Origin of the sequence: Kitasatospora sp. NPDC059812, from assembly GCF_042732075.1 — a bacterium.
GTDB lineage: Bacteria > Actinomycetota > Actinomycetes > Streptomycetales > Streptomycetaceae > Kitasatospora.
Genome location: NZ_JBHWIO010000004.1, coordinates 55,045 through 64,731 on the forward strand (window position 1 = coordinate 55,045; position 9,687 = coordinate 64,731).

General features: G+C 75.8%; 7 protein-coding genes. 5 read left to right on the forward strand and 2 right to left on the reverse strand.

Annotation, left to right across the window (positions count from 1 at the left end; all coding sequences use genetic code 11):
- Positions 1 to 122: 122 nt before the first annotated feature.
- The 4 genes from ACFV6D_RS03305 (at position 123) to ACFV6D_RS03320 (ending at position 5,067) form a co-directional block, all read left to right on the forward strand.
- Positions 123 to 1,922 carry an endo-1,4-beta-xylanase gene (locus ACFV6D_RS03305; protein WP_380558128.1) on the forward strand — a complete coding sequence of 600 codons (1,800 nt, stop codon included), beginning with the start codon at positions 123 to 125 and terminating at the stop codon, positions 1,920 to 1,922.
- 94 nt (positions 1,923 to 2,016) lie between these two features.
- The gene (locus tag ACFV6D_RS03310; protein WP_380558130.1) at positions 2,017 to 3,174 is read left to right on the forward strand and encodes a sensor histidine kinase; all 1,158 of its coding nucleotides are present in this window, start codon (positions 2,017 to 2,019) and stop codon (positions 3,172 to 3,174) included.
- Complete coding sequence (locus ACFV6D_RS03315) at positions 3,171 to 3,842, forward strand: response regulator (protein WP_380431032.1); 672 nt, start codon at positions 3,171 to 3,173, stop codon at positions 3,840 to 3,842. The genes ACFV6D_RS03310 and ACFV6D_RS03315 overlap by 4 nt, the downstream gene beginning before the upstream one ends.
- Positions 3,843 to 4,002: 160 nt before the next feature.
- Positions 4,003 to 5,067, forward strand: coding sequence for a substrate-binding domain-containing protein (locus tag ACFV6D_RS03320; protein WP_380558133.1), 1,065 nt, complete (start codon positions 4,003 to 4,005; stop codon positions 5,065 to 5,067).
- A gap of 79 nt (positions 5,068 to 5,146) precedes the next feature.
- On the opposite strand, the gene ACFV6D_RS03325 is transcribed toward ACFV6D_RS03320, so the two are convergent.
- Together ACFV6D_RS03325 and ACFV6D_RS03330 are read right to left on the reverse strand one after the other, a co-directional pair.
- On the reverse strand, positions 5,147 to 5,941 hold the full coding sequence (locus tag ACFV6D_RS03325) for a sugar phosphate isomerase/epimerase family protein (RefSeq protein ID WP_380558136.1): 795 nt from the start codon (positions 5,939 to 5,941) through the stop codon (positions 5,147 to 5,149).
- Positions 5,942 to 5,950: 9 nt separating this feature from the next.
- Positions 5,951 to 7,984 carry a DUF2264 domain-containing protein gene (locus tag ACFV6D_RS03330; protein ID WP_380558139.1) on the reverse strand — a complete coding sequence of 678 codons (2,034 nt, stop codon included), beginning with the start codon at positions 7,982 to 7,984 and terminating at the stop codon, positions 5,951 to 5,953.
- 210 nt (positions 7,985 to 8,194) lie between these two features.
- Between ACFV6D_RS03330 and ACFV6D_RS03335 the strand changes: the two genes are divergently transcribed.
- Positions 8,195 to 9,532 carry an ABC transporter substrate-binding protein gene (locus ACFV6D_RS03335; RefSeq protein ID WP_380558142.1) on the forward strand — a complete coding sequence of 446 codons (1,338 nt, stop codon included), beginning with the start codon at positions 8,195 to 8,197 and terminating at the stop codon, positions 9,530 to 9,532.
- Positions 9,533 to 9,687 lie beyond the last annotated feature (155 nt).

Genomic DNA, 9,687 nt, shown 5'->3' on the forward strand with positions numbered 1-9,687 from the left:
CCGGCGGGTGCAGGTGTCAACCAAAGGACCATCCCGATCTCCGCCTCCGAGCCGACCGGAACGCCCTCCTCCGCCTCCTAGGGTCGAAGACGAACCAGTCGAAAGCCCCGTCAGGAGTTCCCGTGTCCGTGAAGCCCGCCGACGTTCCCATCCGGGTCGCCGCTCTCACCTCGCTCGCCCTCGCGGGTGTCCTCGTCCTGATCGGTTGCGAACCCGGCGTCGAGAACCGCGACGGCGCCACGACGGGCGCGACGACGGGCGCCACCGGGCCGGCAGCGGGCCCGACCACGGATCCGGCGGCCCCGGCCGATCCGGTCCGAGGCGCAGACCTGCTCGGCGGCCACGACTGGTCGCACTTCGCCGGGGCCACCGCCGGGGCCGACGAGGTCCGCATCCGGCCGCTCGGCCGGATGATCGTCAAACAGGACGGCACCGGCGGACAGCCCAACCCGCCGGTCAACCTGCACGGCCCGCACCTGGAGGTGGGCGGCGACTTCGAACTCACCGCGGAACTGCGCGGCACCGCGCACGCCGCCGCCTACCTCCAGCTGTACGGCGAGCTGCCGGTCGTCTACGACGAGTGGCGCCAGGAGCGGCGCAGCGTCCGACTCGGCGTGGTCGACGGCCGGCTGGAGGTGGCCGTGTTCGACGGCACCAAGGCCGCTCCGGCCGTGACCCGGACGTTCGGCGCCGGACTGCCGGACGACTTCACGCTCGTCCTGGCCCGGCACGGCGACGTCCTGTCCTTCCGCGCCGGTGACACGGCACTCGGCGAGCTGCCCGCCCCCGGCGCGTTCGCCTCCTCGCAGGTCTGGTTCGGCGCGGACGCGGCGCTCGGCGGCCAGGGCTGGCGGCTCGCCGCCCTCCGGGCTCGCCCGCTGGACGGCGGAGAGGCCACCGTCGTGGACACCGCCCGGCCCACGGACCGGCGCGCCGCCGCCCCCGACTCCCTGCGCGCCCTCGCCGCCGCCCGCCCCCGCCCGCTCGGCGTCGGCACGGCCGTCGCCTCGGCGCCGCTGGCCGCCGACCCCGCCTACCGGGAGCTGGTGGCCGGGCAGTTCTCCGTGCTGACTCCCGAGAACGACCTGAAGCCGCAGTTCGTCCAGCCGCAGCCCGGCGTCTTCGACTTCACCGGGGGCGACAGCCTGGTGGAGTTCGCCGACGCCAACGGCATGCGGGTGCACGCCCACACCCTGGTCTTCGGCGAGGCGCTCCCGCGCTGGATGCGGGAGACTCCCACCGAGCGGCGCGAGGAGGTGATGACGAGCCATGTCACCGGTGTCGCCGGGCACTTCAAGGGCCGGGTGGCCGAGTGGGACGTGGTCAACGAGCCGATGTCCGTCCAGGACGAGGACTACGGCCCGGGCCGGAGCGGCCTGCGCCGGCACGTGTGGCAGCAGGCGATGGGCGAGCAGTACATCGACAAGGCGTTCCGGGCCGCTCGCACCGCCGACCCCGACGCCAAGCTGTACGTCAACGAGTTCGGCCTGGAGAGCGACGGCCCCCGCTGGGACGCCTTCCTCGCCCTGGTCAAGCGGCTCAAGCAGCGCGGCGTCCCGCTGGACGGGGTCGGCTTCCAGGCGCACGTCCACGAGACCGACGACCACGTCGATCCCGCCGTGCTGGCCGGCCACTTCCGGGCACTCGCCGAACTCGGGCTGTCCGTACGGATCTCCGAGATCGACGTGCACGGCGAGGACCGCGAGGCGCAGGCCGGGCAGTTCGCCCTGGTCGCCAAGGTCTGCGCGCAGACCCCCTCGTGCACCTCGTACGGCACCTGGGGTGTGACCGACCGGTACGGTTCGACCGCCGCCCACGACAGCTACCCGATCGCCCCGGGGGACGAGCTGATGTGGGACACCAGGCTGAAGCCGAAGCCCGCCGTCGCTGCTGTCCGGGGCGCACTCGCGGCCGCCGGGTGATCATCTCCGCGTCACCGGGGTGTGGAAGCATGCCCCCATGCCTCGTCCGACCAGCCGGAAAACCGCTCAGCCGTCCGAATCGAACCTCGCAGCGATGCTGCTGAGCCTCTCCGTCCGCATGCCCCGGCCGGTCACGGACCTCGCACCCGCCGCGCTCGCACTCCTGGTACTCGTCCCGCTCGCCGCCGACGACCCCGACGTCGGCCCGACCGCCTCGCCGACGGTCAACGCGGCGCTGCTGGCGACCGGGGCCCTCGCCCTCGCCGTCCGGCGGCGGTACCCGGCAGCGGTCGCGGCGATCGCCCTGCTCGGCGGCCAGCTCCCGCTCGCCGTCGCCCTCTACGGGCTGGCCGCCCGCCGGGGCGCCACCCGGGTGCCGGCCGTGTTCGCGGTGCTCGCCGGGGCCCGGCTGGCGTACCCGTTCGACCCGGGGGACCTCACCGAGCTCTCGACCCTCGCCACGGTGATCGAGGACCCGCTGGTCTTCGGCGCCGTCCCGCTCGCCCTCGGCCTCACCGCCCACCAGCGCGCCCGCGCCGTCGCCACGCTCGCCGAACGCAACCGGCTGCTGGAAGCAGCCCGCCGGCACGCCGAGGAGCGCGCCGCCGCCGCCGAACGCGCCCGGCTCGCCCGGGAGATGCACGACGTCGTCTCCAACCGCGTCTCCCTCATCACCCTGCACGCCGGCGCCTGCGAGCACGCGGCCGCCGACGACCCGACCACCGTCCGGGAGACCCTCGGCCTGATCCGCACCCTCGGCCTCCAGGCCCTCACCGAACTGCGCGGCCTGCTCGGCGTCCTCACCCCGGCCTCCGACCAGGGCCCCTCACTGCACGGACTGCCCGCCCTGGTCGAGGAGTCCCGCCAGGCCGGACTCGCCGTCGACCTCACCCTCACCGGCCCCACCCAAGGACCACCCGCACCCGGACCGGCCGTCCAGTACGCCACCTACCGGATCGTCCAGGAAGCCCTGACCAACGCCCACAAGCACGCCCCGGCCGCCGAGGTCGCCGTCACCGTCGAAGTCCACCCGGACGGACTGCGCCTCGACATCGTCAACTCCCCCGCCACGGCCGCCGACCCCGACGGACCCCGACTGCCCTCCGGCGGCCACGGCCTGGACGGCATGCGCACCCGCGCCGACGACCTCGGCGGCACCCTGCACGCCGGCCCCACCACCGAGGGCGGATTCGCCGTCCGGGCCCGCCTACCGCTGACCGCCGCGAAGACGACCGCCGAGGCCGCCGCGTGATCACCGTCCTGCTCGCCGACGACGAGACCATGGTCCGCACCGGACTGAAACTGCTGCTGCGGGCCGAGGCCGACATCACCGTCGTCGCGGAGGCCGCCGACGGCGACCAGGCGCTGGCCGCCGTCGCCGACCACCGGCCCGACGTGCTGCTGCTCGACCTGCACATGCCCCGGCGCAACGGCCCGGCCGTGCTCCACGCACTGGCGGACGCCGACTGCGCAACGAAGGTCCTGATCCTCACCACCTTCGACAGCGACGAGCACCTGTTCCCGGCCCTGCACGCCGGGGCGAGCGGGTACCTGCTCAAATCCGCGCCGCCGGACGAACTCCTGCGGGGCATCCGGGCCTGCGCGGCCGGCGAGACGGTGCTCTCCTCCCGGGTCGCCGGCCGGGTGGTGGCCCGGATGCTCCAACAGGACACCGCCCTCGCCGGACACACCCCCGCCTCCGCCGAATCAGCGCTGGCCGGCCTCACCCACCAGGAACGGGCCGTGCTCGACCTCCTCGCCGAGGGCCTGCCCAACGCGGCCGTCGCCGAACGGCTGGCGCTGTCCGTCTCCACCGTCAAGACCTACGCGAGCCGGATCAACACCAAGCTCGGCGTGACCAGCAGACTCCAGGCGGCCCTGCTGCTCCAACGGCTGCGCACGGGCGGGCAGGGGGCCTGAGCACCGCTCAACGCCGGGGCGGCCGCGGGGACGGCGGGCCCGCGCGGGCAGGCCGGTGGGGTACCGGGGTGCGGCATCGCGGTCATACTTGATCGGAAGTCGATCGAAAGATATGGTCCGATCAACCAGCCACGGTTCGGAGCAGTACGGGGGACAGGCGATGACCATCTCGGCCGAGGAACGTCGGGACCTCATCCTCAAGGCCGTCGGCGAGGCGAGCGGGCCCCTGCGGCTCGCCGACCTCGCGGCGCGGCTCGCCATTCCGGCGGTGACCGTACGGCGGGACGTCGCCGCGCTGGCCGAGGCCGGCCGGGTGGGGCGCTCGCACGGGTTCGTCGTACGGCGCACACCGGAGAAGCCGACGGACGGCGAGGGCGAGACCCGCGCCCTCGGGCTGCTGGTGCCCTCCGTCGGGTCGTACTTCGACGAGCTGATCAACGGCGCCCGGGCCGCCGCGACGGCGGCGGGCGCCCGACTCGTCCTCGGCATCGCCCCCTACGAGGCCCGCGACGACCACACACAGGCCGAACGGCTGCTGGAATCCGGCCTCGACGGGCTGCTGCTCGCACCCAACCTCCTGCCGGGCCGGCCCGCGCAGGCCCACGACTGGCTGGACGACCTGCCGGTGCCCGCCATCCTGGTCGAACGCGGCGCGCCCGAGTACGGGGGCCCCGGCGCCGGCCTGGACTCCGTCGGCTCGGACCACCGGCAGGGCGTCCTCCTCGCGCTGCGCCACTTCGCCGACCTCGGCCACGACCGGGTCCTGCTCGCGGCCCGCGGCGACTCCTGGACGGCCCGGGAGGTCCGGGCCGGCTACCAGCACGGCACCCGACTGCTCGGACTGGCCGCCCTGCCCGTCCTGGACACCCTCGGTGACGACGGCCGCCCCGCCGACTCCGACCGGCTCGCCGGGCTGATCGCCGACGCCGTGTCCGACGGCGTCCGCGCCGCCCTCATCCACAACGACCAGGACGCGATCCAGCTGCTCCCGCTGCTCCGCGCCCGCGGCCTCGCAGTACCCGACGACCTCGCGCTGATCGCCTACGACGACGTGTTCGCCGCCCTGGCGGCCCCGCCGCTGACCGCCGTCGCCCCGCCGACCCGCGCGGTCGGCGAGACCGCCGTCGGCCTCCTGCTGCGCCGCCTCACCGCCGGGCCCGACCTGCCGGTGCACCGGATCTCCCTGCTCCCGGCCCTGCGCATCCGCACCTCCTGCGGCGGCTGAACCCCCAGCCCCCGGCCGGGGAGCCCGTCCGGTTGCCACCTTCGCTCCCCGGCCCGCCCATGCGCCGGGCCGGGGAGCGCTACCGCCGCAGTCCCGCCAGCCAGGCGGCGGCCGCGCCGAGCAGCGGAGCCAGCGGGGCGGCCTCCGGGTACCACGGCGCCTCGTACTCCCAGCAGACCCAGGCGTCGGCCGGCAGCAGGGCGAGGCAGGCGGCGATCGGCAGGGTGCCGGCGCCGAGCGGCAGCGGCGTGCGGTCGGCGGCCGAGGCGACGTCCTTGACCTGGACGTGGCCCAGCCGGCCGGCCAGCGCCCGGTGGGTGGCCTGCGGCGGCTCCCCGCCGAGGACGGTGTGCTGGAGGTCCCACAGGGCGCCGACGGCCGGGTGGTCGACGGGGGCGAGCAGCCGGGCGAGGTCGCGACCGGTCGGGTGCGAGTCGTGCGTCTCGACCAGGACCCGGACGCCGAGCGCGGCCGCGCGGCCGGCGACGGCGGCCAGCCGCCGGGCGGCGCGTTCGTCAGCCCGCTCGTCGGCCGCCGCCGGGCCGGGCGCGGCGCCGCCGTGCGGGAAGACCCGGACGGCCGGGCAGCCCAGGTCGGCGGCGAGTTCCAGGTGTCCGCCGAGGTCCGCGAGCAGCGGGGCGTCCGCGCCCGGGGCGGCGATGCCGACGTAGGAGGCCAGCGCGAGCGGAACCGTCCCGGTGGACGCCAGTGCGCGCGTGGCGGCGCGCCGCTCGTCGGCGGTCAGTCCGGGGTGGACCGGCTGGCCCGGGGCGCAGCGCAGTTCCAGCCCGTGCCAGCCGTGGTCGGCGGCGAGGCGCGCGGCGGCGGCGAGCGGCAGGTCGGGCAGGCCGAGGGTGGAGAGGGCGAGTGGCACGGGTGCTCCTCAGGTCCGGGCGCCGGGCGGAAGCCGGCGGGCGAAGGCCGCTCCCGGCGACAGCTCCGCCTCGTGGACGGCGCCGTCGGGCCACCGCACCCGCAGCCGGTAGGCCCCGTCGGGGGCGGCCGCCACGTCCGCCGCCAGGCCGTCGAGCGTCGGGAGTTCGTCCGCGGTGGCGGTGAGACGGGCTGCGGTGAGGTGAGCGGTGGTGAGGCGGGCGGTGGTGAGGCGGACAGCGGTGAGGCGGGCGGCGCACACCAGCAGGTGGGCGGCCCCGCCGGTGGCGCCGGTCAGGACCGGCAGGGCGGCGGCCGCTCCGAAGGCCGTGCCGTCCGGGACGGGGCTGGTGCGGGCGGCGGTGTAGCCGTGCAGGGCGCGCAGTTCACTGGTCAGCAGCCGGCCGTCCAGCGTGTGGGCGGTGGCGGCGGCGGCAGTGCCAGCGACGGGCCGGGCGGGCGGCAGGTGGTCTCCGGCGACGGCCCAGCCGCCCTCGCGCAGCGGGGTGCCGGGCGGGGCGCCGACGACCAGGTGGGCGCGGACCTCGTCGGCGCCGTGGGCGAGGGTCAGCGAGGTGACGGTGACGCCGGGCAGGGGCTGTCCGGCGGCCCGGGGGCGGTGGGTGGAGGCCGCCCAGCCGTCGCCGGTGGCGAGCGGGGTGATGGGGCCGCGTTCGGTGGGTTCGCCGTCGACCAGCAGGGCGAGGTGGTTGTCGGCCGGGCCGGTGTGGACGGGGCCGGTGGCGGTGGAGTGGGCGAGCCGCGCGTAGTGCGGGTCGTCGGGGTGGACGCGGTCGGCGGGCTGGTCGTCGCTGCCGTGGTTGTGGAGGCGGACCAGGCCGTCGGCGGCGGTGGACTGGACCAGCCAGCCGGGGCCGGGCAGCGCCCGGACGGTGTCACGGCGTTCGGCGGGCGCGGGCTCCTCGCGGTCGGTCCAGGCGGGGTGGTCGGCGGGCAGCAGCAGGCCGAGGAAGCCGGAGGCCGCCCAGTAGGGCGAGGCGGGGCCGGAGTAGGGCTGGACGAGCGGGGGGTGGGGGCCGTACCAGCCGAGGGTGAGCAGGCCGTCGGGGCCGGTGGCGCCGCGGTCGAGGAAGTGGCGCAGGGCGCCGGAGGCGAGTCGGCGGGTGGTGCCGGGGGTGAGCGGGGTGTGGCCGGTGAGGGTGCCGGCCCAGAGCGGGGCGGCGGCGGCGAACCGGTAGATCAGCGAGCGGCCCTGGTGCACCGGCGCGCCGTCGCCGCCGAACAGGTGGGCGTAGTCGGCGAGGTGGGCGGCGAGCCGGGGGCCGTACTCGGCGAGCAGGGCGCGGTCGTCGGCGAGATGGGCGTGCAGCACGGGGTAGAGGTGCAGGGCCCAGCCGTTGTAGTGGTCGAAGGCGCGGGGGCGGCCGTCGGTGTACCAGCCGTCGCCGAGGTAGAAGCGGTCGATGCGTTCGAGGCCGCGCCGGACGGCGGCGCGGGCGGCGTGCTCCTCGATGCCGGCCTCGGCGAGGAAGCCGCCGACGGCGAGCGGGAAGAGCCACCAGTTGTTGTCGTTGGGTGTGCGGTGGAGGGTCTCGGCGAGCCATCGGGCGGTTCTGGTCCGGACGTCGGCGGGGAGGCGGTCCCAGAGCCAGGGGCGGGTCAGCCGCAGGGCGAACGCGATGGCGGCGGCCTCGACCATGGCCTGGCCGCGGTCGGTGACGACGGGCCAGGACGCCGGGTCGTCGTCGGTGAGGTCGCGTGCGGTGGTGGGGTGGCGGGTGCCGGCGTCGAGTCCGGCGGCGTAGCGGTCGAGCAGGCCGTGCGGGTCGGCGCCGCCGGCGCCGGCGATCCGCAGGGCGGCGAGGAGGAAGGTGCGGGCGAAGCCTTCGTGGGCGTCGGAGCGGCGGCCGGACCAGCTCGGCGTAGCGCGGGGGAGGTCGATCAGCGCGTGTCCGGGGCCGGCCCAGGGGAGGACGGCGTCGAGCAGCCCGTCGGCGGCGGCCTCCCAGTGGGCTCTGGTCCAGCCGGTGCGGGGGCTGAGGGCGTGGTCTTCCGGGGGCAGCAGCACGGCGGTGTCCTCCATGGCCCGGGGCTCGGGAGTCGTGCCCCGTGCGGGGAATCTAGAAAGCGGTTGATCGTTCGTCAAGGCTTTTGATCGCAACGGATCATTTGATCCCGATCTCTTGACTTCGATCGATCGCCCGCCCAGGATGGCGACCACTTGCCCGCCCGGTCGCGGCCACCGGCAGCCCCACTGACCCCCCGGCCGCGCCCCCCTCTCCCGGAGTCGTGCATGCCCTCACTCCCGCTCCCCCTCCCCCACCCCCGGCGCAGACTCCTCCGCGCCGCCGCCGGCGGCCTGCTGTCCACCGTCCTGCTCGCCGCCTGCGCCGGCAGCGGCGGCGGCGCCCCGAAGGCCGACGACGGCAAGCCGGTCACGCTGACCTTCTGGGCCTGGTCCAAGGGCACGAAGGAGGTCGTCGCCGCCTTCAACGCCTCCCACCCCGACGTGAACGTGGTCTACGAGGAGATACCGTCCGGCACGGCCGGCGGGTACGCCAAGATCTCCAACGCGGTGAAGGCCGGCAACGCCCCCGACGTGTTCAACGTCGAGTACGCCCAACTGCCGGACTTCGTCAGCCAGGGCGCCGTCCAGGACATCTCCGGGCTCGTCCCCGGCGAGCTCAAGGCGAAGTACCTGCCGCAGACCATGGACCTGACCACCCTCGGCGGCCGCACCTGGGCGCTGCCGCTGGACGCCTCGCCGCAGGCCTTCTACTACCGCAAGGACCTCTTCGACCGGGCCGGCCTCACCCCGCCGAAGACCTGGGACGAATTCCGCACCGCCGCGCAGAAACTGAAGCAGGCCCAGCCGGACACCCGGATCGCCACCTTCTTCCCCGACGACCCGGCCACCTTCGAGGCGATGGCCTGGCAGGCCGGCGCCCACTGGTTCACCGGCCGCGACGACGCCTGGAGCGTCGACCTCAACGGCGCCGGGACCAAGCAGACCGCGGACTACTGGCAGCAGCTGATCGCCGAGGACCTGGTCCGCGTCCAGCCCTCGTTCAGCCAGCCGTGGACGGCCTCGCTGCAGAAGGGCGAGACCGCCGGCTACCTCGGCGCCTCCTGGGGCGGCGGGGTGCTGAAGGGCACCCTGCCCGACGCGGCCGGCACGTGGGCCGTCGCCCCGGTGCCCAGCTGGGACGGCGCCCCGGCCAGCGGCATGGTCGGCGGCACCACCTTCGCCGTCTCCAAGAACAGCAGGAAGGCCAAGGCCGCCGTCGAGTTCGCCACCTGGGCGACCACCACGCCGGAGGGCATCAAGGCCCGGATCGCCTCCGGCACCTCCTCCGCCTTCCCGGCCGCGCCCGCGCTCGTCCCGGTGGCCGAGGAGTCCTTCAAGGCCGACTTCTACGGCGGCCAGGACGTGTACGCGCTCTACACGGACGCCGCGAAGTCGATCAAGCCGAACTGGCAGTGGGGCCCGACGATGAACGCGACCAACAACGCGCTCAAGGACGCGTTCGGCAAGCTCACCCAGGGCGGCACCGTCCAGGCGGCCCTCGACGCCGCGCAGCAGTCCACCCTGGCCGAGCTGAAGAACCGCGGCCTCAAGGTCAAGCAGTGACCGCCCAGCCGCCCCGCACCGGGCCCGGGCCCGCCGTCGCGGCCCCCCGCCCCCCCCGCGGGCGGGGGGGGGGGGCCGGCGGCCTGCGCGCCCCCGTGGTGGTCCAGTTCTCCCCCTGCACCCGCGTCCCGTACGGCGTCGCCCTGCACCGCAGC

Excerpts from the sequence above, each read along its gene's own strand:
- ACFV6D_RS03310 (WP_380558130.1), top strand. The coding sequence starts at position 2,017 with ATGCTGCTGAGCCTCTCCGTCCGCATGCCCCGGCCGGTCACGGACCTC.
- ACFV6D_RS03320 (WP_380558133.1), top strand. The coding sequence starts at position 4,003 with ATGACCATCTCGGCCGAGGAACGTCGGGACCTCATCCTCAAGGCCGTC.
- ACFV6D_RS03330 (WP_380558139.1), bottom strand. The coding sequence starts at position 7,984 with ATGGAGGACACCGCCGTGCTGCTGCCCCCGGAAGACCACGCCCTCAGC.
- ACFV6D_RS03335 (WP_380558142.1), top strand. The coding sequence starts at position 8,195 with ATGCCCTCACTCCCGCTCCCCCTCCCCCACCCCCGGCGCAGACTCCTC.